The sequence below is a fragment of the Streptomyces sp. NPDC026538 genome (genome assembly GCF_055567535.1).
Genome location: NZ_JBVHQG010000013.1, coordinates 87,680 through 111,213, shown reverse-complemented (window position 1 = coordinate 111,213; position 23,534 = coordinate 87,680). Strand labels below are relative to the sequence as shown.

Annotated in this window: 17 protein-coding genes; 6 read left to right on the top strand and 11 right to left on the bottom strand. The window is 72.4% G+C overall.

Going from position 1 to position 23,534, the window contains the following annotated elements:
• Window positions 1-5: 5 nt before the first annotated feature.
• From ACZ4N4_RS38825 to ACZ4N4_RS38810, 4 genes are all read right to left on the bottom strand, one after another.
• Window positions 6-1,637 carry an RICIN domain-containing protein gene (locus tag ACZ4N4_RS38825; RefSeq protein WP_467597846.1) on the bottom strand — a complete coding sequence of 544 codons (1,632 nt, stop codon included), beginning with the start codon at window positions 1,635-1,637 and terminating at the stop codon, window positions 6-8.
• A gap of 467 nt (window positions 1,638-2,104) precedes the next feature.
• Complete coding sequence (locus ACZ4N4_RS38820) at window positions 2,105-2,482, bottom strand: toxin Doc (RefSeq protein ID WP_351327488.1); 378 nt, start codon at window positions 2,480-2,482, stop codon at window positions 2,105-2,107.
• A 3-nt stretch (window positions 2,483-2,485) separates the two neighbouring features.
• Window positions 2,486-2,725: a hypothetical protein gene (locus ACZ4N4_RS38815; protein ID WP_360494007.1), complete on the bottom strand. Its 240-nt coding sequence runs from the start codon at window positions 2,723-2,725 to the stop codon at window positions 2,486-2,488.
• A 121-nt stretch (window positions 2,726-2,846) separates the two neighbouring features.
• On the bottom strand, window positions 2,847-5,960 hold the full coding sequence (locus tag ACZ4N4_RS38810; RefSeq protein WP_467597843.1) for a glycoside hydrolase family 2 TIM barrel-domain containing protein: 3,114 nt from the start codon (window positions 5,958-5,960) through the stop codon (window positions 2,847-2,849).
• 272 nt (window positions 5,961-6,232) lie between these two features.
• On the opposite strand from ACZ4N4_RS38810, the gene ACZ4N4_RS38805 reads away from it, so the two are divergent.
• Entirely contained in the window at window positions 6,233-8,614 is a 2,382-nt protein-coding gene (locus ACZ4N4_RS38805) for a SpoIIE family protein phosphatase (RefSeq protein WP_467597840.1), read from the top strand.
• Here the strand turns inward: ACZ4N4_RS38805 and helR are convergent.
• The 3 genes from helR to ACZ4N4_RS38790 form a co-directional block, all read right to left on the bottom strand.
• On the bottom strand, window positions 8,611-10,785 hold the full coding sequence (gene helR, locus ACZ4N4_RS38800; RefSeq protein WP_467597837.1) for an RNA polymerase recycling motor ATPase HelR: 2,175 nt from the start codon (window positions 10,783-10,785) through the stop codon (window positions 8,611-8,613). The two genes, ACZ4N4_RS38805 and helR, sit on opposite strands and share 4 nt — an antisense overlap.
• A 395-nt stretch (window positions 10,786-11,180) precedes the next feature.
• Complete coding sequence (locus ACZ4N4_RS38795; RefSeq protein ID WP_467597834.1) at window positions 11,181-12,410, bottom strand: glycosyltransferase; 1,230 nt, start codon at window positions 12,408-12,410, stop codon at window positions 11,181-11,183.
• 196 nt (window positions 12,411-12,606) lie between these two features.
• Window positions 12,607-13,155 carry an RNA polymerase sigma factor gene (locus tag ACZ4N4_RS38790; RefSeq protein WP_360493992.1) on the bottom strand — a complete coding sequence of 183 codons (549 nt, stop codon included), beginning with the start codon at window positions 13,153-13,155 and terminating at the stop codon, window positions 12,607-12,609.
• A gap of 46 nt (window positions 13,156-13,201) precedes the next feature.
• Here ACZ4N4_RS38790 and ACZ4N4_RS38785 point away from each other — a divergent pair, with 46 nt between their 5' ends.
• The 5 genes from ACZ4N4_RS38785 to ACZ4N4_RS38765 all read left to right on the top strand — a co-directional run bounded on the left by ACZ4N4_RS38785 (window position 13,202) and on the right by ACZ4N4_RS38765 (window position 18,739).
• Entirely contained in the window at window positions 13,202-14,599 is a 1,398-nt protein-coding gene (locus ACZ4N4_RS38785) for a serine/threonine-protein kinase (RefSeq protein ID WP_467597831.1), read from the top strand.
• Between the two features lie 126 nt (window positions 14,600-14,725).
• A complete protein-coding gene (locus ACZ4N4_RS38780; protein ID WP_453566995.1) occupies window positions 14,726-15,436 on the top strand; it encodes a DUF4232 domain-containing protein in 711 nt (236 codons plus the stop codon).
• A gap of 220 nt (window positions 15,437-15,656) precedes the next feature.
• The gene (locus ACZ4N4_RS38775) at window positions 15,657-16,913 is read left to right on the top strand and encodes a polysaccharide deacetylase family protein (RefSeq protein ID WP_467597828.1); all 1,257 of its coding nucleotides are present in this window, start codon (window positions 15,657-15,659) and stop codon (window positions 16,911-16,913) included.
• Window positions 16,914-16,971: 58 nt separating this feature from the next.
• Entirely contained in the window at window positions 16,972-18,231 is a 1,260-nt protein-coding gene (locus ACZ4N4_RS38770) for an arsenic transporter (RefSeq protein WP_467598172.1), read from the top strand.
• A 16-nt stretch (window positions 18,232-18,247) separates the two neighbouring features.
• Window positions 18,248-18,739, top strand: coding sequence for a universal stress protein (locus ACZ4N4_RS38765; RefSeq protein ID WP_453567425.1), 492 nt, complete (start codon window positions 18,248-18,250; stop codon window positions 18,737-18,739).
• 12 nt (window positions 18,740-18,751) lie between these two features.
• Here the strand turns inward: ACZ4N4_RS38765 and ACZ4N4_RS38760 are convergent, their stop codons facing one another.
• From ACZ4N4_RS38760 to ACZ4N4_RS38745, 4 genes are all read right to left on the bottom strand, one after another.
• A complete protein-coding gene (locus tag ACZ4N4_RS38760) occupies window positions 18,752-20,614 on the bottom strand; it encodes a ricin-type beta-trefoil lectin domain protein (RefSeq protein WP_467597825.1) in 1,863 nt (620 codons plus the stop codon).
• Between the two features lie 813 nt (window positions 20,615-21,427).
• A complete protein-coding gene (locus tag ACZ4N4_RS38755) occupies window positions 21,428-22,396 on the bottom strand; it encodes an aldo/keto reductase (protein WP_467597822.1) in 969 nt (322 codons plus the stop codon).
• A gap of 94 nt (window positions 22,397-22,490) precedes the next feature.
• Window positions 22,491-23,024, bottom strand: a complete 534-nt coding sequence (locus tag ACZ4N4_RS38750; RefSeq protein WP_467597819.1) for a flavoprotein — start codon at window positions 23,022-23,024, stop codon at window positions 22,491-22,493.
• Window positions 23,025-23,044: 20 nt separating this feature from the next.
• Entirely contained in the window at window positions 23,045-23,503 is a 459-nt protein-coding gene (locus ACZ4N4_RS38745) for a nuclear transport factor 2 family protein (protein WP_467597816.1), read from the bottom strand.
• Between the last annotated feature and the right edge of the window lie 31 nt (window positions 23,504-23,534).

Below are 23,534 nucleotides of genomic sequence, written 5' to 3'. Positions count from 1 at the left end.
GGCGGCTAGTTGCCGGACAGTTGCGCCGGCTGGGCCGAAGGACCGCCGGCTCCGGCGATGGAGAGGGAGCCGGAGCTCTGGGACGGGGCCGGCGGGTCCGTGAGCCAGTGCTGGGCGCTGGAGCGGTCGCGGACCTTCACGACGATGTCGGCGCCCGCTTCCTCGCCGGCCGTGGCGAGGGCGAGGGTCTGGTCCCAGCGGGGCAGCAGCTCGCCCTGGACGGTGAGGTCGTAGCGGACGTCGTCACCGCGTTCGGTACCGGCGTCCGCGCAGGTGCCGAGGATGACCACCCCGCCGTCCGCGTGCGAGTCCAGGCACAGCCCGCGGTCGGCCACGCTGCGCAGCTCGCCGTCGTTCTGGTAGGTCCACTCCTGGGTCGAGGAGGAGGAGCACACCGCCAGCACGACACTCGCCCCGGCCTTCGGCGCGCCGTTGATGTCCAGGCACAGCTGGGCGGCGACGTTGCGCAGTCTGGTCTCGTGGTTGGCGGCGGGCAGCCCGGCGGCCGTACCGGAGGTGGGCGTCGCCTCGGGGTCGGAGTCGCCGGGCACCAGGCCCGCGGAGGCCACGGCGTCGCTGCCGTCGCCGCCGCCGGACAGCGCGCTGACCGCGAGGACGGAGGCCAGCAGGCCCGCCCCGGCGACGCCGACGCTGGTCAGCAGCGTCTTCGACGACCAGGACCCCGGTGGACGGCGCACCGGCACGGTGATGCGGGCCAGGATCCGGTTCCGCGCCGTCGCGCGGCGGCGGCCGCCTCCGGAGCGCCGGGAGGAGGAACGGGTACGGGGCTCTCCCCCGCCGCCATTGCGTCCCGGACGGGAGTCGAGGTAGCGGCGGGCTCCCCAGCCGAGCACCGCTTCGACGAGCAACGCCCCCAGACCGCCCTCGACCTGGCCGAGTTGTTCGGCGGCGGCCCGACAGTACGGGCACTCCGCGAGATGCTCCTGGACGTCCGGCAGCAGCGCGCCGCCCCGGCGCAGCGGAACGTCCAGCAGCCGGTTGTAGTAGCGGCACTCCTGGGACGGCGCGAGTTCCCGGTGGGCGCGGACACAGCCCTCCCGGAATTTCTCCCGGGCGTCTTCGAGCGCGGCCCCTGCGGTTGCCGTGTCCATGCCCAACAGACCGGCCGGTACGGTTATCGGTTCCGCCTCGACCTCGATGTGCCACAGCAGACTCTGGGCGAGCGCCGGAAGACCCAGGAATGAACGCTCCGCGAGGGTGCGGTTTTCCGGTGTCATGGACTTCGCGGCGCGCATACCGCGGCCGCCGGCCGGTTTCCCGAGGTCCGGAAGAACCTCGGATATTCGGTCTTCGGCCGACCAGTTGGCGACCGTGTCACGGACCGAGACGAGCAGCCGGGGCCGGAGCGCGTCGGCACTCTCCCCGAGGGCCACCCGGTCGAGAACCTGGTGGAAGGCGGCGGCCGCGACCATGTGGGCGACGGGCCCGGAGGCGGCCAGACAGATGACCGCGTATTCCTGTACGGGGCGCCAGTGCCGGGCCATGAGCAGCGCGGCGGACCGGGAGGCCTCGACGTCGGATCCGGCGCGCAGCGGGGCGGCGAGGGACTCGTCGGACTCCCCGGCATCACCGCCCGGCGGCGGATAGGGGGGTCGAGGCGGGTGGGGGGTGGGCACGGAGCGGATTCCTTTGGTGCGGTGGTGCGTACCTCTTCGGTGCGCGTACGGGGAGCGGGAATTGACCGGCATGGCGTCGGTCGCGTTCCCCAACTGCGGAATAGTTCCTGGCCATTACCCCCCGCGGGGATGTTTCACCCTCGCACAAGTCTCACACAAGCAACAAGGCGCCTGTACAACATCGACAGCATTGACAGAATGTCAGAAAGACGGCCGCGACCATTGTCCTGTCACGGCCGTATTCACTTTTACGCACACCCCGTGTGAACGGCGCACCCACTCCGGTCCCGCGCGCACGCTCCCGCCCCGTCCGTACGGGTAGTCCACTGGTGACCGGCCCTCCTCGTACGGCCCCGCGCAGAACGGCGGCTCTTCTGTGCGAAACAGGTCGCCGGCCCCGTTCCTCCCGCCCGTGGCCGGCGACCCCCGAGGCGCCGGAGGCAGCCTTGCCCGCAGGTCCGGGCGGGTCAGAGCTGCCAGGAACGGAGCCGGTCCGCCGCGGCGTAGACGTCGGCCTTGCCGTCGATCAGGTCGCGGGCGAGGTCGACAAGGGCTCCGTAGGGCGGATCGATGCCCACGCCGCTGACGAACATGTAGGCCACCGCGGTCGCGCAGGCGAACCGGGCGTTGGCCGAGGGCAGCGGCTTGAGCAGGGCGAGAGTGTGCAGCAGGGCGGCGGCCCGCCAGGCCGGGTCGGAGTCCACACCGAGCCGGGGCGGGTCGACGCGGTGCCGGGCGACGGCGGCGACCAGTGCGGAGAAGTCGTCGACGGTGGGCTGGTCCGGCAGCACTTCCTCATGGCGCTGCAGGAGCCAGGGCACGTCGATATGGATGACCGGCGGCATGGCTCAGGCGGCCTCGCCCTTCGCGGACGGCTCGTCGTCGGGGAACGCGGCCGCGAACTCGGCCGCGTGCGCGGCGAAGAACCGGCGGAACTCCTCCGCCCCCTCCTGCAACGCCCGGTGCCGGGCGATGTCGGCGGCGGCCGCCTCACGGACGAGGGCCTTCATGGACGTACCGCGCTCCTTGGCGATCTGCCGCAGGTCCTCTAGCTCGCGGTCGCTGAACTCCACGTTGAGAGCTGGCATGCCCTTCACGGTACCGCGCGGGTACTCGCCCGTAAATACGCGCTGGTCAGAGCGGAATCCTGCGGTACCTCCGGGCACGGTTCGGCGGCCGGGGTCCGAACCGCGCCCGTCGGGGTCCGAGTCAGATGTCGAGCCTGCTGATCCGCAGCGCCCCCGAGGCCTCCCCCGGATGGGCGCTGGTCAGGGTCAGCCGCAGCCGCGAGCCGTGTACCTGGGTGAAGGTGATGACGGTCGGGGCGTCCGAGGCGGTGGCCCAGTCCACCGTCGTACCGTCCACCGCGCGGTACGTCCCGCCGTCCCAGACCGCCACCTCGACCGAGGCGGGCAGCGCATGGGTGGCGTCCACGGTGAAGGACACGTCCGCCCGGTCGAAGGTGCGGGTGCGCCCGAAGTCGACCGACACCCAGTCCTCGGTGCGGGCTCCGCTGAACGCGGGCAGCAGGGCGGTGGCCGACTTGGCGAAGGCGTTGGACCAGCCGGTGGCCGGGTCACCGTCCAGCAGGGCGGCCGGGAGGGTGTCCGGACGGCCCGAGTAACTGGCGTCCGCGTAGGGGTAGCCGGGCGGGGCCGGATGGTCCGGGCCGAAGTCGGGGGCGGGGGTGCGGGCCGCCGAGCGGGCGGGCGTGGTGTGGACGGTGACGGTGCCCTTGCGCAGGCCGTCCACTCGAGCGGTCACCCTGAGGGCGCCCGGCTTTGTACCGGCGCGGACGATGGCGAGCGCCTTGCCGTGGAAGGCGGTCCGGGTGCTGGCCTGGTAGCGCTCGGCGCTCTCCTCGCGACCGTTGTCGAGCCCGGCCAGCGAGCCGCCGGAAACCGCGAAGGAGACGAGGTGCTCGGCGTCGGGCACCACCACACCGTGCGCGTCGACGATCTCGGCGGTCACGAAGACCAGTGACCGCCCGTCGGCGGCCAGGGACCTCCGGTCGGCGGTGAGGCGGACGGTGTGCGGGGCACCGGCGGTGCGCAGGACGTCGGTCGCGACCACCTTGCCGTCGCGCCGGGCCACCGCCTTCAGCTCGCCCGGCCGGTAGGGCACCTTCCAGGTCAGGTGCAGTTTCCCCGCACTGCCGTTCGGGCTGGTGTAACTGCCCGGGTAGGGGCCGGTGGTGAAGGTCTTGTCGTCGCCGGTGGCCTCGGTGGTCTCCAGATAGGTACGGCCGTCCGTCGTCGTCTTGGTGTCGAACTCCCGCACCCCCAGGGACTTCCCGTTCAGGAACAGCTCGACGGCGGGCACATTGGCGTACGCCCACACCTCGACCGTGTCCCCCGCCTCGTGGTTCCAGCTCATCGGCAGCAGATGCACCATGGGCTCGCTCACCCACTGGCTCCGGAAGAGGTGGTACATGTCCTTCGGGAAACCGGCCGTGTCGACCGCGCCGAAGAAGGACGCCTTGACCGGGAAGACGTTGTACGGCGTCGGCTCGCCGATGTAGTCGATGCCCGACCACAGGAACTGGCCCGCGAACCACTTCCGGTCCCGGTCCTTCTTGTGGCCGTACTCGCCGCTCATCGTCCAGGAGGCCAGGTTGTTGTCGTACGACGAGGTCGCACGGCGGCCGGGCGTGTGGTTCTCCCCCGTGTTGAGGTGTTGCGGCTCCTGGTACGCGCCACGGGTCGAGGTCTCCGAGGAGGACTCGGACTCGAAGAGGAAGAGGTGCGGGTAGGCCGCGTGCAGCGCGTCCACCGACTTGGCGGTGTTGTAGTTGAGGCCGAGTCCGTCGAGCTTGGCGAGCATCAGGTCGGCGGCGGAGCCCTGCTTCGGCACCCCGCGGTACTTGTCGGAGCCGATGACCAGGGGGCGGGTGTCGTCGGCGGCTTTGACGGCGGCGATGATCCGGTCGGCCATGGCGAGGCCGGCGGTGGAGGTGGAGTCGGGGATCTCGTTGCCGATGGACCACAGGACGACGGCGGGCGAGTTGCGGGCCGCGAGGACCATCTCGGTGGCGTCGCTCTCGCACCACTCGTCGAAGAACCGGCCGTAGTCGTACTTGGTCTTGCCGGTCCGCCAGCAGTCGAAGGCCTCCACCATCATCACGATCCCCAGCTCCTCGCAGACCTCGATCATCTGCGGCGAGGGCGGGTTGTGCGAGGTGCGGAAGGCGTTGACGCCCATCGACTTCATGATGGTCATCTGTCTGCGCACCGCGTCGGAGCTGATCGCCGCGCCGAGGGCGCCCTGGTCGTGGTGGAGGTCGACACCCTTGATCTTGGTGTGGACGCCGTTGAGGGTGAAGCCCTCGTCCGGGTCGAAGCGGTAGCCGCGGATGCCGAAGACCGTGCGGTAGGTGTCGGTGGTGGTGCCGCCGACCCGGAGTTCGGTGTGCAGGGTGTAGCGGTGTGGGGCCTCGATGGACCACAACTTCGGTCTTGCGACGGTCAGTTCATGGGTCTCGACGGTCTCACCGGAGCCGGAGCCGGATCCGGTGACGGTGACCGTGGAGGACGTACGGGCGACCGTACGGCCGTCGGGGCCGACGACCCGGGAGACGACCGTGACGTCCGCGCCCTCCCCGGACTCGTCGACCACCGCCGTCCGCACCCGCACCACGGCCCGCTCGGCGGTGATGTCCGGTGTGGTGACGTACGTCCCCCAGCGGGCGACGTGCACGCGCTCGGTCACCACCAGGCGGGCCTCGCGGTAGATGCCGCTGCCCGAGTACCAGCGGCTGCTGGGCAGTTGGTTCTGCACCTTGACCGCGAGGACGTTCTCGGTGCTGCCGTCGGTGTGCAGCAGCCCGGTGAGGTCGAGGGCGAACCCGGTGTAGCCGTACGGGTGGCGGCCGACCTGGGTGCCGTTGCAGTAGACGTACGAGTCCATGTAGACGCCGTCGAACTCCACCGAGATCCGCTTGCCGGCGTAGCCGGGCGGCAGGGTGAAGGCGAGCCGGTACCAGCCGAGGCCGCCCGGGAAGAAGCCGGTGCCGCTGGTGGTGCCGTGCTCGGTGGTGGGGGTCTGCTCGATGCTCCAGTCGTGCGGTACGGCGACCTGGCGCCAGGCCGAGTCGTCGTACCCGGGGTCGGCGGCGTCCGCGTAGGCGCCGGTCGGGTCGGTGATCCCGCCCGGGTCTACCAGCGCGAACCGCCAGCCGTCCCGCAGGGCGACCGTGCGGCGGCCGGTGACCTGCGTGGTTGTATCCGGCTCGGGGACCGCCCAGACGCCCGGGGCGCCCAGCAGGGCGCCGGCCGTCGGGGCTGCCGTGGCGGCTGCCAGAACCGATCTGCGAGTGACCGTCATGGTGCGGCTCTCCCTCATCAGGGCCCAGAACTACTCACAACTGATCGTGAACAAACAGATTCTGACGGTGCGCCACTCGCGACAGTCAAGGGTCCGGAAGCGGTCGGCCCCGGCTTTCGTCCCGTCGACCGGTCCCCGTTCGACCCCCCGGACAGGGGCCGGTCCTGCCCGAACGGCCGCCGGTGCCTGGCGGCCACGGGCGGTCCCGACCCACTAGGCTGAACACCTGTGGTGCACCTGTTGACTGTGAGTGTGCGCTTGGGAGTGGCGAGATGAGCCGGGTCTATCCGTTCGACGATGCGGCGACGGCCCGGGCTGTCATCAACGAGAACGGCACACTGGTCGAGTGGAACGAGGGCGCACGGCGGCTCCTCGGCCACCCGGCCGAGGATGTCGTGGGCCGGCCCGCGGCGCTGCTGCTGGCCGGGGACCCGCCGCCCGTGCCTGTGGGCATCCGCTGGGACGGCACCCTGGAACTCCGCCACCGGGACGGCCGTACGGTCCCGGTCTGGCTGGTCGCCCACCACCGCACGGCACACGACGAGCGTGCCGGACGGTGGCTCGTCTTCTCCCCGGTGACCGGCGGCGCCCCACCCGCCCCGGACGATCCGCTGGCCACGGCCGCGCTGATCCAGTCGCCGTGCGCGATCGCGGTCTACGACGGGCAACTACGGCTGCGCCGGGTGAACGACGCGATGGCCGAGGTCATCGGTCTGCCCGAGGAGCGGATCCAGGGGCTCCGGATCACCGAGATCGGCGGCAAGCCGCAGAGCGAGGAGCTGGAGCGGAACATGCTCCGGGTGCTGACCACCGGCCGCCCGCTGGACGTCCAGACCTATATGCGCACCGGCGGCGAGGAGCGGGCGCACGCCTGGCTGGCCCGGATGGCACCGGTCACCGACGCCGCTGGACGCGTGCTGGGGGTGAGCCTGGCCGCCCACGACATCACCGATATCTACCTCGCCAGGGAACGACTCCAGCTGGTCAACGAGGCGAGCGTGCGCATCGGCACCACCCTGGACGTCACCCGTACGGCGGAGGAGCTGGCGGACGTCTGCGTGCCGGCCCTCGCCGACTTCGTCACCGTCGACCTGCTGGACCCGCCGGACAACGGCGGCGACCTCCCGACCCGGCTGACGGTGCCGGTCACGCTGCGCCGTGTCGCGCATCAGTCGGTACTGCCCGGCGTCCCCGAGGCGGTGCTCAAGCCCGGTCACAGCGAGTCCTACCCGGCCTCCTCCCCGCAGGCCGACTCGCTGATCGCGGGGCACACCATCGTGGCCCAGGTGGCGTCCGGCGAGATGACGCAGTGGCTGACCTGGCACAAGACGCGCGGGGAGCGGGTGCGCGAGTTCGGCGTCCACTCCTCGATGGCCGTGCCGATCCAGGCGCGCGGCACGACCCTGGGAGTCGCGGTGCTGACCCGCCACCGCCGGGCCGACCCGTTCGGCCCCGACGACGTGCTGCTGGCCGAGGAGATCACGGCCCGGGCCGCCGTCTGCGTCGACAACGCCCGCCGCTACTCCCGCGAGCGCGAGACCGCCCTGGCCCTGCAGCGCAGCCTGCTGCCCCGGACGCTGCCGCACACCGCGGCCCTGCAGGCCGCCTCCCGCTATCTGCCGGCCGCCCGGGCCGGGGTGGGCGGCGACTGGTTCGACGTGATCCCGCTGTCCGGGCTGCGGGTCGCCATGGTCGTCGGGGACGTCGTCGGCCACGGTGTGCAGGCCTCGGCGACCATGGGCCGGCTGCGCACCGCGGTACGCACCCTGGCCGACATCGACCTGGCCCCGGACGAGCTGCTCACCCACCTCGACGACCTGGTGGTCCGGCTGTCGGAGGAGCTGGGCGGCGAGGGCAGCCCCGGTGAGCTCGGCGCGACCTGTCTGTACGCCGTCTACGACCCGGTGTCGCGGCACTGCACCATGGCCCGCGCCGGTCATCCGCCGCCCGTCGTGCTGCGCCCGGGTCACCGCCTCCACGAGGTGGACCTGCCCGCCGGTCCCCCGCTGGGCCTGGGCGGGCTGCCGTTCGAGTCCACCGAGATCGAACTGCCCGAGGGCACCGTGCTGGCCATGTTCACGGACGGCCTGATCACCTCCCCGCACCGTGACCCGGAGACCGGTCGCCGGCTCCTCCACGAGGCGCTGGCGGCGTACAGCGACTCGCTGGACGAGACCTGCGACCGGATCCTGCACGCCCTGCTGCCGTCGGGCGGCGCGGCCGACGACGTGGCCCTGCTGCTGGCCCGTACCCAGGGTCTGCCGCCGTCCCGGGTGGCGACCTGGGACGTCCCCGCCGACCCCGCCCTGGTCGCGCCGATCCGCAAGCAGGTGGTGGAACAGCTGGACGTGTGGGACCTGACCACGGCCGCCTTCACGGCGGAGCTGGTGGTCAGCGAACTGGTCACCAACGCCATCCGCTACGGCGCCCGTCCCATCCGGCTCCGCCTGATCCACGACACGACCAGGCTGATCTGCGAGGTCTCCGACACCAATCACACCGCCCCGCACCTGCGCCGGGCCAAGACCTGGGACGAGGGCGGCCGGGGCCTGCTGCTGGTGGCGCAGCTGACCCAGCGCTGGGGCACCCGGCACACCGGCGAGGGCAAGACGATCTGGGCCGAGCTGTCCCTGTTCCCGGAAGACGTTCCCTAGGGAGTGCTGGTCAGGACGACCAGCTGGCGGGTCGCCCGGGTCATCGCGACATAGCGGTCGACGGCGCCCTCGACGCCCGTGCCGAAGTCCTCCGGATCGACGAGGACGACCAGGTCGAACTCGAGCCCCTTCGACAGCTCCGGGGTGAGCGAGCGGACCCGGGATGTCGCGGTGAAAGCGGGATCGCCGATCACGCAGGCGACGCCCTCGGGGTGCGCGTCGAGCCAGCCGTCGAGGATCGGGGCCAGCCGGTCGGCGGATCCGTGGACGACGGGCAGGCCGCTGCCGCGGATCGAGGTCGGCACGTTGGCGTCCGGGAGCGCGGCCCGGATGACCGGCTCGGCCTCCGCCATGATCTCCTCGGGGGTGCGGTAGTTGATGCTGAGCGAGGCCAGGGTGATCCGGTCGAATCCGACCCGCTCCAGGCGTTCCCGCCACGACTCCGCGAACCCGTGCCTGGCCTGGGCCCGGTCCCCGACGATGGTGAAGCTCCGGGACGGGCAGCGCAGCAACAGCATCTGCCATTCGGCGTCGGTCAGTTCCTGGGCCTCGTCGACGACGATGTGCGCGAACGGGCCGGCCAGCAGGTCCGGGGTGAGGGTGGGCAGTTCGGACTCGTCGACCAGGCTGACCTTGGCGTCCTCGCCGCGCAGCATCCGCACCAGGCCCTCGCCGTCGTCCCCGTCGGCGCCGGAGTCGACGGCGGCCCCGATCAGGTTGTCGACGACCTGTGCCATGCGCTCGCGCTGGGCGGCGAGCGCGGCCTCCTGCCGCTGCCTGCGCCGGGCCGCCGCCGGGTCGCCGAGCCGCTGCCGGGCCGCGTCCAGGAGCGGCAGGTCGGACACGGTCCAGGCCTGGGCGTCGGCGCGCTGGAGCAGCCGTACGTCGTCGCGGTCGAGCCAGGGGGCGCACATCCGCAGATAGGCGGGCACCGACCACAGGTCGCCGACCAGGTCGCCGGCCTCCAGCAGCGGCCAGGCGCCGTTCAGGGTGTCGGTCAGCTCCCTGTCCTGCTGGAGCGACCTGCGGAACCGCTCGGGCGGGACGTCGTCGCCGGTGTGCTTGTCCAGCAGGATGGTCGCGAGTTCCTCCCAGATCTGGTCACGGCCCTCGTTGTGCGGTGTGCCCGGCCCCGGCGCCCGGAACGCGTCGGCCCAGTCGTCGGCGCTCAGCCACAGGTCGCCCCAGTCGGTGGCGACCGTCATGCCCGTGGCGGGCGGCTCCTCGTAGAAGCGGACGGCCGTCTCGATCGCCCGCACCATGTCCGCGGTCGACTTCAGGCGGGCCACCTCCGGGTCGGCCTCGGGCGTCGCCGCGGATCCCTCGTCGACGAGGTCGGCCAGGACGCAGGTCTGGACGCCCTCCTCGCCGAGGCTGGGCAGCACGTCGGAGACGTAATTCAGGTAGGGCCGGTGCGGGCCGACGAACAGGACACCGCCCCGCCGGTGGCCGAGGCGCGGGTCGGAGTACAGGAGATGGGCGGTGCGGTGCAGGGCGACGACCGTCTTGCCGGTGCCCGGGCCGCCGTCGACCACGAGCGCGCCGCGGGATCCGGCGCGGATGATCGCGTCCTGGTCGGCCTGGATGGTGGCGAGCACGTCCCGCATCCGCTCCGACCGGTCGGCGCCGAGGCTCGCGATGAACGCGGACTGGTCGTCGAGCGCGGCATGCCCTTCGAGCCCGTCGGCGGTGAACACCTCGTCCCAGTAGTCGCTGATCCGGCCGTCCGTCCAGCGGTATCTGCGGCGGCTGCGCAGCCCCATCGGGCCGGCGTGGGTCGCCGCGAAGAACGGCTCGGCCGCGGGTGACCGCCAGTCGAGCAGCAGCCGGCGGCCCTCGCTGTCGGTGAGGCCCAGCCGGCCGATGTACACGGGGTCGGGGTCGTCCGCGCCCACGACGCGCCCCAGGCACAGGTCGAGGCCGAAACGGCGCAGGGTGCGCAGCCGTCCGGTCAGCCGGTGGACCTCGATGTCCCGGTCCATCGCGGCCCGGCCGGTACCGCCGGGCGCCTTGAGTTCGGTGTCGAGCCGGTCGGAAAGCTCGGCGATCGTCTCGTCGAGACACCGCGCGATGGCCACGAAGTGCCGCTCGTCGTCGGCGATCAGGGCCGGGTCGGCCTTGCCGGACAACTGCTCGGGGAGATCGAAGACACGGGTGGTCAGGGGGTTCACTGCATCAGCTCCGTTGAGGTGCCGGCACCCGCCGGATGCGGCTGACTCCGCATCCGTGCGGGGTGCCGGGCTCGGCGACGGTGGGGACGGCTCTGGTTCTTTGACGGATGGGGACACACCCGCTGGTGCGGGCGGCACCGCTTCCCTGCGAGGTGCCGGGCTCGGCGGCAGGCGGGGCGGCTCTGGTTCCTGGTCGTCTGTGCGGAGACGGGCGGTGCTTGCGGCCGGTCTCGTCCGGTGGTGGCGGGCGCGGGTGCGGGCGGCTCTGCCTCCGCACGGTTCACGCGGAGACGGGCGGCGTCTCCTGGTCGTCTGAGCGGAGACAGGCAGTGCTTCCGGCCGGTCTCGTCCGGTGGTGGCGGGCGCGGGTGCGGGCGGCTCCGCTTCCGCACGGTTCACGCGGAGACGGGCAGCGTCTCCTGGTCGGCCTCTTCGAGCAGGAGCTTCGCGGCCGTCGTCGCGCCGTCGGTGCGGATGTCGGCGGCCACGGCGGTCGCCCGGGCCCGGGTCCCGGGGGCGAGGGCGGTCGTGAGCGCGGCGGAGAGGGAGTCGGCGGTCGGGGTCGGGCCGTCGTGGGCCGCGCCGATGCCGAGCTCGGCCACCCGGGCGGCCCAGTGCGGCTGGTCCACGATCTGCGGGACGATCACCTGGGGCACGCCGGCCAGGGCGGCGGTCGTCGTGGTGCCCGCCCCGCCGTGGTGGACGACGGCGGCCACCCGGCGGAACAGCGCCTGGTGGTTGACCTCGCCGATCGCGAGGCAGTCGGGCCGGCCGTCGACGGGGGCGAGGTCGGCCCAGCCGCGTCCGACGAGCACCCGGCGGCCCTGGGCGCGCACCGCCTCGACGGCCGTCCGGGCGGCGTCCGGCGCGCCGCGCATCGCCATGCTGCCGAAGCCGACGTACACCGGCGGCTCACCGGCCGCCAGGAAGGCCGCCAGCTCGTCCGGAAGCGGGCGTTCGTCCGGCAGCAGCCACGCGCCCGTCTGTACCAGGTCGAAGTCCGTCAGGTCCTGCCACGGTCCGAGGACCGGGTCCGCCGCCAGCCACGGCCGGTCGGTGAGGACGTGGGCACGGACGTCGTCCACCGGAGGCAGCCCGATGGCCGCCCGATGGGTGTTCAGGGCCTCGCCGTACAGCGCGTCCACCCGCTCGGCGTCCACCTTCCACAGCGTCCGCAGGTCCGCGTCGGGCGGTGCCGGGCGGCCCGGGCGGCCGGCCGGCGGGAAGTGCGGGGACGGCATCCCGAACGGGTGGGGGCACGCGAAGACGTACCGGATGCCCAGCTTCTCGGTCACGGACCGCACCCCGGCCGGCATCAGGCCGCTCGCCACCACCGCGTCGCACCCCTCGGCCGCCGCGGCGACCGCGTCGAAGTGCGCGGCGACCAGTTCGGCGGCGAGCCGGAACGCGTCCGACGGCTGCGGATTCGGCCTGGTCACCACCGAGCGCACCGAAGGCCCGAACGGCACATGCGTCACGCCCGCCCGGGCCAGCAGTTCCGCGAACTCCTGGTCCGGCGGGGCACACACCCGTACCTCGGCGCCGAGTTCCCGCAGCGCCGACGCGAGTCCCGCCATAGGTTCGACGTCCCCGCGCGACCCGTATCCCATCAACAACACACGCACGTGGTGAATCCCCCAAATACCGCTGGTTCTGGCTTCGGCCTGCGATTTTGCGGGACGAGGGGGGCCTTGCCGCAAGCCCCCCTGTGCGCTATAAGTTAAGAGTGGCGAGGAGCGACTGAACTCCTTGCCCTATTTTTTTGCCGCTTCCGTCACGACGCGCCCGCCGTTCCTGCTCTCGGCGCGCCTGCCGCTCCCGTCACGGCGCGCTCAGCCAGGGCCGGACCTGCTTGCGCGCCTCGTGCAGCCGCGACTTCAGCGTTCCCAGCGGAATCCCGACCCGTTCGGCGACCTCCGCGTAGTCCAGCTGGCAGATGTCCCGGTAGACCAGCGGCGCGACCAGCAGAGGATGCTCCCGCTCCAGCCGGTCCAGCGCCTCCAGCAGATCGATCCGGGAGCCGGCGATCACGCTGGTGGTGCGTGGATCGACGTGCTCGGCCGGTTCGATGTCCGCCGGCTGCTCCGCCGCCCGTCGCTTCAGGTCCCGGTACTTCTGCCGGGAGCAGTTGGCGACGACCGTGTACAGCCAGGTGCTGAAGCGGCTGCGGCCCTCGAAGGTGGAGATCTTCCGGGAGATCTGGAGCAGCACGTCCTGGGCCGCCTCCTCGGCATCTTCCCGGCACGGCAGAAACCGTCCGCAGCGTCGTACGACGTCGGGCCAGACCTCGGTCAGCAGCTGGTTCAGGGCCAGCTGGTCGCCGGCGGCGGCCCGCCGGGCGAGGTCTTCGGTCAGCGCGGCGTCCGGCACGGGAGGTCCCCCTCGAAGTCGATCTCAGGCCAGGCATGATAGTCGTATGCAACCCCTGGAGCGGATCGGCCGCTATCGCCTCGAACGGCGCCTGGGCACCGGTGCCTTCGGGACGGTCTGGCTCGCCCACGACGACCAGTTGGACGCCTCGGTGGCGGTGAAGGTGCTCGCCGACAACTGGTCCCACCGTCTCGACATCCACGACCGCTTCCTGTCCGAGGCGCGGCTGCTGCGCCGGGCCGACTCGAAGCGCGTGGTGCAGGTCTACGACATCGGCGAACTCCCGGACGGGCGGCCGTACTTCGTGATGGAGTACGCCGACGCGGGCACCCTCGCCGATCTGCTCGGGGCGGGCCCGCTGCCGATCCCCGACGCACTGCTGCTGACCGCGCTGGCGGCACGCGGCGCGGCGGACCTGCACGGGGCGGGGATCGTGCACCGGGACATCAAGCCGACCAATGTGCTGCTGCGCACCGCGCAGGACGGCACCCGGCGGGTGCTGCTGGCCGACCTGGGGCTGGCGAAGAGCCTGGCGCAGGCCTCGGGGCTGACCCTGGCCGCCGGTTCGGCGGGGTACCAGCCGCCGGAGCAGGCCCAGCCGGGCGAGGGCATCGACGCCCGGGCCGACGTGTACGCGCTGGGTGCGGTGGGCTACGAGCTGGTCACCGGCACCGTGCCGGCGGCCCCCGGGCAGGTCGTCCGGCCGGAGCGGTTGCGGCCGGACCTCGGGGACGACGTCCAGCGGGCGCTGATGCGGGCCCTGGAGCCGGACCGGCAGCGGCGCTGGCCGTCCGCGCAGGCCTTCGCGGACGAGCTGGACCGGCTGGCGGCGGCCGCGGCCGCGCGCCGGCCGCGGCGCCTGGACGGCGTCCGCCGACGGCTCAACGTCATCACGCTGACGGTCGCCGCGGTCCTCGCGGCCGGGGGTACCGCCCTCGCGGTCACGCTGGTCGACCTGAACGGCTCGGCGGGCGAGGAGACGAAGGTCAGCGACTCCACCGGACGGGTGGCGGCCGAGGTGCCGTCCGGGTGGGCGGGCGAGCTGCGGAACTCCGGCTGGAATCCGAAGGCGCTGGGGCTGGCCTCGGGGCACGAGCCGGGGCTGGAGGTCGCCGACGACGTGTCGGAGTGGCAGGACCTCACCACGGCGGTGAACGGCGTGTTCATCGGCCTGACCGAGCACGGCGACGTCACGGCGAAGGTGAACGCCCTGTCCCACGCGCAGTGCCATTACGACGGCAGCCGTGCGTTCACGAGCGGTACCTGGAAGGGCCGGGTCCGGACCTGGAGCGACTGTTCCGGCGCCGGCGGCTCGATCCAGGAGGCGGCCCTCGCCCCGGCCGGCGGGGACGACCAGCCCCAGGTGTATGTGCAGGTACGGCAGAAGGGAGCCGCGGACAACACCGCCACGGACGGCATACTCCGGTCGATCCGGGTCACCTGACTCGACGAATCACGGCGTGCCCCCGAACTTTTCCGCCGTTTCTCGCATCGGATGGGAGTGACGGCGCACGGAGCGCCTCGGGCACGCCTCGCAGCGTGCCGCGAACATCCAGGAGTGTGGAGAGACATGGCGCACACGTCCCAGTCCTTGCGGCGCGGGGCGGCCCTGCTCGCGAGCACGGTCGCCGCCCTGGGCCTCCTGACCGCCTGCGGCAACGACAGCCCGGGCAAGTCGCCGGAGTCGGTGTCGGGCACGGCCGCGCCCGCGACCGGCGACTCGGCGGGTTCGAGCGCGTCGGACACCGGTTCCGCGTCGTCCGGCACGGCATCCTCCTCGGCGTCCCAGAGCACCGGCTCGTCGACAGGCGGCGGCTCCTCGACGGGCGGCGGCACGACGACCGCCAGCACCGCGTCCGGCAGCCGCTGTCACACCTCCGAGCTGACCGCCTCGGTGGGCGGCAACGACCCGGGGGCCGGCCAGGAGAACTTCCCGATCGTGTTCACCAACAAGTCGGGCCGTACCTGCACGGTCCGCGGCTTCCCCGGCGCCGCCTTCGTGAACTCCGCCGGTACGCAGCTGGGTGCGGACCCCGAGCGGGAGTCCGGCAGCACCCCCGCGACGGTCACCCTCAAGCCCGGTCAGAGCGCCTGGGCCGGGCTGACCTTCTCCAATCCGGAGATCAGCGGCGCCAAGACGGCGACCCCGGCCGCGCTGAAGGTCACCCCGCCGGACGAGCGTGACTCGCTGAAGGTCACCTGGAAGGGCGGCACGGTCCCGGTCTCCGGGAACGCCTCCTCGGTCCGGCTGACCGTGCTCAGCGCCGGGACCGGTGCCTGACCTGCCGCAACGTCGGCCGCCCGGCACCTGATCCCCCGCACCCGGACCCCGCTGCCCACTCCCCCGGGCGGCGGGGTTCGTCATGTCCGGGCCACGACTGTCACAGGCGTGCAACACGCGCCTCCGGCTCCGATCTTTTTCGCCGGCCCGCCCATCGAACCCGTCGACCACACAGGAAGAAGGCCCCGCGAGGGCCGGGACGACGGAATCGGGGACGGACATGAGCGGCATCTCCCGCAGGCGGATCCTGACGGCGGGCGCGACGGCGGGCGCCCTGGGTGCACTGGGCGCGGTGTCGGGGTGCTCGAACGGCGAGTGGACGGTGGGCGGCGGCGGCGGTTCCGCCGGCGACGGCAGGAGCAGCGGCGTACCGGCCAAGCCGCTGAAGCTCATCGGGGACGGCTCCACCGCCGACACCGGCGCCCAGCCGCACCAGCCGAAGGCGACGCGCCTGGCGGCCGGCGCCAAGCCGCCGCAGTTCGTGGTGTTCTCCTGGGACGGCGCCGGCGAGCTCAGCAACCAGTTGTTCTCCCGGTTCCGCAGGGTGGCCGCCGACCACGGCGCGAAGATGACCTTCTTCCTGTCCGGCATCTACACCCTGCCCGAGGCCAAGAAGGACCTCTACCGGCCGCCGCAGCACGAGGTCGGCGCCTCCGCGATCGGCTACCTCTCCGACCGGCACATCCACAACACGCTCCAGCAGGTGCGGGCCGCCTGGCTGGAGGGCCACGAGATCGGCACCCACTTCAACGGGCACTTCTGCGGCAGCGACGGCGTGCGCAACTGGTCTCCGGCCGAGTGGCGCAGCGAGATCGACCAGGCCATCGACTTCGTCACCAAGTGGAAGACGAACACCGGCTTCACCGACCTGGACCCGCTGCCGTTCGACTACCGCAAGGAGCTGATCGGCGGCCGTACCCCGTGCCTGGAGGGCCAGACCAACCTGCTGCCCACGGCGGCCGCGCTCGGCTGGAAGTACGACGCCAGCTCCCCCGGCGGCCTGCAGATCTGGCCGGGCAAGGTGCAGGGCAACCGCATCTGGGACTTCCCGCTGCAGTCCATACCGTTCTCCGGGCACTCCTTCCAGGTCCTGTCGATGGACTACAACATGATGTTCAACCAGTCGGCCGGCAACCCGCTGGGCGACAAGTCCCAGTACGACGCCTGGCGCACCCAGGCCCGCGACACCTATCTGGCCGGCTTCGAGCGGGCGTACTCCACCAACCGGGCGCCGTTCTTCATCGGCAACCACTTCGAGCGCTGGAACGGCGGCATCTACATGGACGCCGTCGAGGAGGCGATCGGCAAGATGGCCGAGTACGACGACGTGCGCTTCGTGTCGTTCAAGCAGCTGATGGCGTGGCTGGAGGCGCAGGACCCGGCGGTGCTGCGCACCCTGCGCACCCTGAACCCGGGCCAGGAACCGACCGGCGGATGGGCTGAGTTCCTGGGCACAGCGGGTACCCGGTCCTCGTAAACGGGTCCGTCTGCTTTCATGGGCGGGCCGCACTTGATCACGCCCCGAGGAACGCGCCCTGAACAGCCCGCTCGCCGAGACCCTGTCCGTCCTGCTGCTCGCCGCCGTCCTCGCCTGGGCTGTGATCCGGCCCCGCGGCTGGCCGGAGGCGGTGCTCGCCGTACCCGCGGCGGGGGTGGTGATCGCCACCGGGGCGATCTCGCTGGACCATGCCCGGGAGGAGGCCGAACGGCTCGGGCCCGTCGTCGGTTTCCTCGCCGCCGTCCTGGTCCTCGCCCACTTCTGCGATGTGGAGGGGCTGTTCCAGGCCTGCGGGGCGTGGATGGCCCGCTGGGCGGCCGGGCGGCCGGTGCGGCTGCTGACCGCGGTGTTCGCGCTGGCCTCGGTGATCACCGCCGTACTGAGCCTGGACGCGACGGTGGTGCTGCTGACTCCGGTGGTGTTCGCGACCGCGGCCCGGTCCGGGGTGCGGGCCAAGCCGCACGTCTACGCCTGCACGCATCTGTCGAACACCGCCTCGCTGCTGCTGCCGGTGTCCAATCTGACGAACCTGCTGGCGTTCGCGGCGAGCGGGCTGAGCTTCACCCGGTTCGCGGCGCTGATGGTGCTGCCCTGGCTGGTGGCGATCGGCGCCGAGTACCTGGTGTTCCGGCGGTTCTTCGCCCGGGACCTGTCCTCGGCGGCCCCGGGGGCGAAGGACACCGGCGAGCCGCCCCGGCTGCCGCTGTTCGCGGTGGTGACGGTGGCCTGCACGCTCGCCGGGTTCGTGGTCGCCTCCGCGTTCGGGATTGACCCCGCGTGGGCCGCGTTCGCCGGCGCGCTGGTGCTCGCCGGGCGGGCGCTGGTACGACGGCGGGCGACCCCGCTGTCGGTCGTGAAGGCGGCCGCTCCGGCGTTCCTGGCGTTCGTGCTCGCGCTCGGGATCGTGGTGCGGGCCGTCGTCGACAACGGGCTGTCCGACGCGCTCGGGCATGTCCTGCCCGGCGGGACCGGGCTGCCGGCCCTGCTCGGCATCGCCGCGCTGGCCGCCGTGCTGGCGAATGTCGTCAACAACCTGCCGGCTGTACTGGTGCTGCTGCCGCTGGCCGCGCAGACCGGGCCCGCCGCTGTGCTGACGGTGCTGCTCGGGGTGAACATCGGCCCGAACCTCACCTACGCCGGTTCACTGGCGACGCTGCTGTGGCGCAGGATCGTGCACCAGCACGATCACGGGGTGGACCTCGGGGAGTTCACCCGGCTGGGGCTGTTTGCCGTGCCGACCGCGCTGGCCGGTGCGGTGGTGGCACTGTGGGGGGCGCTCCAGGTGGTCGGGATCTAGACGGGAGGCCATGGACATGCGGGTGATCGTCTGGCTGGTCGAGGGGACCTGGCCCGCCTGTGTGGACGCGGCGCGTGGTTACGCGCGGGACGCGTCCGAGGTGGTGCTGCTGCACGTGACCGAGCCGGGGGTGGCCGGGCTGGCGCACGGCGCCTTCGCGGGGCTGCTGGGCCGGGCGGGTTCGGAACCGGACCCGGAACAGCGACTGGTGGAGCTGGGCGGCACGTCGGCGGCGGAACTGCTGGACGCGGCCGAGGCACGGCTGGGGCGGCCGTGCACCCGGCTGGAGCGGACCGGGCGCGTCGAACGGGAGGTGGTGGCCGCCGCCGAGGGCGCCGACCTGCTCATCGTGGCCCGGGACGGCGACCGGTCCAGGCTGGGGCCGCACAGCCTGGGCAAGGCGGTGCGGTTCGCCGTCGACCACTCGCCCTGCCCGGTGCTGCTGGTGTGGCCGGAGGGGGCGCCGGACCTGACGACGATGCCGCCCCCGCCTCCGCCCCACCCCTGAGCCCGTACCGGCTCATCGGCCGTGGTGACCACCGCCGCCGCCGTAGCCGCCACCGCCCCCGTAGCCGCCGTCGCCGTACTGGCCACCGCCGTAGCAGTACCCCGGGTACTCCTCGCACGGGTTGTAGCCGGGGGCGCCGCTCGACGGCGTGGGCTGCGCCGTCGTCCGCGACGCCGACGGAGTGGGCGTCGGCGTGGGGGTCTTCGCGGCCTTGGTCGTGGCGGTGGGCGAGGAGGAAGGGGCCGGTGCCGGCGTCGGCGTGGTCTCGGCGTCCCAGTTGACGATCTGCATCTGCAGGTCGGGCTGGGAGGTGTCCATCACCCAGCGCTGGGAGGCGACGTTCGCCCGGGTCTTGACCACCAGGGAGCCGCCGCCGTCGGTGGCGGCCGGCGCGAGCGCCAGATCCTGGTCCCAGCGGGGCACCAGGGCACCCTGGAGGGTGAAGTCGTAGCGGATGCTCCGGCCGCCGGTCCCGGAGGCGGCCGAGCACGGGGCGAGCTGGACGGAGTAGCCGAGGTGCGAGTCGAGGCACAGGCCGGGGTCGGCGCCGTTGCGCAGCAGCCCGTCGTTCTCGTACGTCCACTGCTGGCCGGCGGCCGAGGAGCACTCGGCGAGCTCGGTCTCCGCGCCCTTGGCGGGCTTCTTGCCGACCACGCCGATGCACAGGCCGGAGGCGATGTTGTGCAGGCGTCCGCGCAGGGTGCCCTGGGTGGTCTGGCCGGTGCCGATCCAGGACGGGCCCGAACTGGCGGTGCCGGTGCCGGGCGTGGCGGAGGGCTTGACTGAGGCGGCCGAGCCGGAGCCGTCGCCGGAGCCGAGCACCGACCACAGCACCAGGGGCAGCACGACCAGCCCGCTCACCGTGCCCACGGCCACGGCGAGGTTGCGGCGGCGCACCCGGCGCGCGGCCCGCTGCTTGGCGCGGCGGGAGAGGGCGGGATGCACCACCAGGTCCTTGCCCGACGCGGCCGTCGCCGGTCCGAAGGCCTCGCCGCCCGCGGGGTGGCCGCCGGGCGTGGCCTCCTGCTCTGCGGGCTGCTCGGTGCGGCCGGCCCGCGACTCCAGATAGGCGCGGGCGCCCCAGCCGAGCACGGCCTCGGCCAGGGCGAGGCCGAGCCCGCGGCCGCCGTTGAACTGGTGGAGCTGGTCGGCGGTGTACCGGCAGTGGATGCAGCCGTTGAGGTGCTGCTGGAGGTCCGGGTCGACGTCGACGCCGCCGCGCCGGAAGGTCACGTCGATCATCCGGACGTACCGCTGGCACTCGTCCTCGTGGGCGAGTTCGCGGTGCACCTGGAGGCACTCCTCGCGCAGCCGCTCGCGGGCCCGGCCCAGTTCGACCCGCGTGTCCTGCTCGTCGAGGCCCAGCAGCCCGGCGGGTGTCGACAGCGGCTCCGACTCGACCTCGGTGTGCCACAGCACGGCCCGCGAGGACTGGGTCAGGCGCTGGAACGCGCGGGAGAGCAGCCGCCGGTCGGCGGGCGGGAGCAGTCGGGTGGCGGCCCGCTCCCCTTTGCCGACGCGGAGTTCGGGGTGCAGCAGTTCGCCGCGGCCGTCGTTGTCCCATTCGGCGGCGATACGGCGGACGGTGACAAGGAGTTGGGGACGCCAGGCAGCGGTAGGGCCGGCCTGACGGAGGGATTCCCCGAAGAGCCGGGTGAATGCGGCGGTGGTGAGCATTCCTGCGCCGCGGGTCCCGTCGGTGCACAGACGGGCGTAGGTGAAGGCCGCTTCCCAGTGCCGGTCGAGGAGTTCACCGACGGGGTGCAGCGCGGGGGCGGCGCCCGTCCAATGCTTGAGCTCGGCACTGAGCTGCTCGTCGGTGACGTCGAACGGCCGGTCGGGGGTAGGGGAATTCCCCAGGCCTGCGTCATTCACGGCGGCATTCCTTCCAGACGCAACGCGGAATCTGATACATACCAGTCGGTATGTGACCGGTGCACGACCCGGCCGATGCCATGATCGGATGGGCCCGTTGGGGGTTCGGCGCCCGAACGTCCGCCGTCGGCAGCTCTTTTGAAGCGTGGGGGCGAACGGGAGCGGCCTCGCGCATGCGGGGAAAACAATTCTCCGCATGCCGACACGGCACACCTTTGCACAGGCCAGCAGGGCGGAACAAGGGATCTCGGGGTTTTGCGCATTGCCCGGAGTCTGCGCTGATTTGACGCTTCGTCAATGAGCGCGTGAAGGGTTTGTCGTTGTATCGACATCGCAATTGGCGCGAGGATTCGGGTCGGACCACCACGACCTGCGCACCAACCATTGAACCACGGCCCGACCTGCGCGGGCCGAACGGCCGACAGCCTCGGTGAACCAATAGCAGCGAGTATTAAGGGCGTTTCACCGGAACGGTAGCCGCCGGGCGGGACACCGTATCGTTCGCGGAAAACCCGGTAGAAATGGACGGGCTGGGAAATCCGGACGCGGCCTCGACACGCGCGGCGGGCGAGTCGACGGTGTGCGGGGCGCCCGAGCCGACGGCGATCAGCTCCTCGGCGCGGCGTACGCGTCCGGATCCTGGAGGGGTTGTCCGGGGAGGAGGTGCCGGCGGCGCCGAGCATGTTCTCCTTCGAGCCGCCGGGGCCCGGCGGCAGGCGCCGCACCAGGACGACGCACCGCCCAAGGTGCTGGTGGCGGTGCGGATCGGCGAGTGCCACCGGACGTTGACCACCCGCGCCCCCAACGGGGCCCTCAGTGGCCGGAGATGGGATGGGGGCCGTAGGAGTGCTCCAGTTCCTCCAGTTCTTTGCCGCTGAGCTCCAGGTCGACGGCCGCCACCGCGTCCGCGATGTGGTTCGGCTTCGATGCTCCGATGATCGGGGCCGTCACCGTGTTCTGGTGCAGGAGCCAGGACAGAGCCACCTGGGCCCGGGGGACGCCCCGGTCGCCGGCGATGCGGGTGACCGCCTCGACGATCGCGCGGTCGCCGTCCTGGTAGAGGCGGTTGCCGAAGTTGTCGGTGGCGCTGCGCTCGGTGACCGTGCCCCAGTCGCGGGTGAGGCGGCCCCGGGCCAGCGGGCTCCACGGCAGCACGCCCACGCCCTGGTCGGCGCAGAGCGGCAGCATCTCACGCTCCTCCTCGCGGTAGAGGAGGTTGTAGTGGTTCTGCATGGAGACGAACTTGGTCCAGCCGTTGCGCTCGGCCGTGTACTGGGCCTTGGAGAACTCCCAGGCGTACATCGAACTCGCCCCGACGTAGCGCGCCTTGCCCGCCTTGACGACGTCGTGCAGCGCCTCCATCGTCTCCTCGATCGGGGTGTCGTGGTCGAAGCGGTGGATCTGGTAGAGGTCGACGTACTCGGTGCCGAGCCGGCCGAGGCTGTGGTCGATCTCGGTGAGGATCGCCTTGCGTGACAGACCGCCGCCGTTGGGACCGGGGCGCATCCGGCCGTGCACCTTGGTGGCCAGGACGATCTCGTCGCGCTGGGCGAAGTCGCGCAGCGCCTTGCCGACGATCTCCTCGCTGGTGCCGTCCGAGTAGACGTTGGCGGTGTCGAAGAAATTGATGCCCGCCTCCAGCGCCTGCCGGATCAGCGGGCGGGACGCCTCCTCGTCGAGGGTCCACTCGTGGGTGCCGCGGTCGGGCAGGCCGTAGGTCATGCAGCCGAGGCAGATCCGGGACACGTCCAGACCGGTGCGGCCGAGCTTCACGTACTCCATCGTTGTCTCCCACCGTCGAGATCACGTCGTACAGAGCCGAGCGTACGTCGGTCCGCTGTCAGGTTCCGGGCGACGGCGGCGGTGATCGGGCGGGTCAGCCCTGCTCCAGCAGGTCGAGTGCCCGTTCCCAGGCGAACTCGGGGCGCCGGCCGTCGACTTCGTTCCCGCCGGTGTGCGGGTCGCCGAAGCGGACGCCCAGCCCGCGCAGCCGGGCCAGGCTCTCCTGGTAGGCGGGGTGGGCGGCCAGCGCGTCCGCGACGCAGGGCAGGACGGCGATCGGCACGCCCAGGCCGAGGGCCTCGCAGAGGGTGCCGACGGCGAGGGTGTCGGCGAGCCCGGCGGCCCACTTGTTGACGGTGTTGAAGGTGGCGGGGGCGACGGCCACCGCGTCCGGCGCCGGGAAGGGGCGCGGGTCGGAGGGCCGCCGCCAGGCCGACCGGACGGGACGGCCGGTGCGTACCTCGGCCTCGGCGGTGTCGAAGAAACCGTTCATGGCGACCGGGGTGGCGATGACCCCGACCTCCCAGCCGCGGTCCTGGGCCGCGGTGATCAGCCCGCCGACGCCTGCGGCGATGCCGGCCCCGCAGACGACGAGGTAGAGGAAGGGCTTCGAGGGCGCATCGGTCATCCGGGAACCCTATGCGGGTGCTACCGGAGCGGGAACGACAGGCCCCGCTCGGACTCCGGGCGCGGACCGTGGAGCCGGCGTTCGTGTTCCTCGATCCGGACGTCGTTGATGCTGGCCTCGCGCCGGGTCATCAGCCCGTGCTGGTCGAACTCCCACAGTTCGTTGCCGTACGACCGCCACCACTGGCCGGCCTCGTCGTGGCACTCGTACTGGAAGCGGACCGCGATGCGGTCGCCGTCGAAGGCCCACAGGTCCTTGCGGAGCGCGTAGTCGAGCTCCCGGTCCCACTTGGCGGTGAGGAACTCGACGATCCCGGCGCGGCCGGTGACGAAGGTGTCCCGGTTGCGCCAGACGGAGTCCTCGGAGTAGGCGAGCGCCACGCGCCGCGGGTCGCGGGTGTTCCAGGCGTCCTCGGCGGCCTGGACCTTCTGGGCGGCGGTCTCGCGGGTGAACGGCGGCAGGGGCGGGCGGTCGGCCATGGTCTCCTCCTCAAGCGGAGAACGTGCGTTC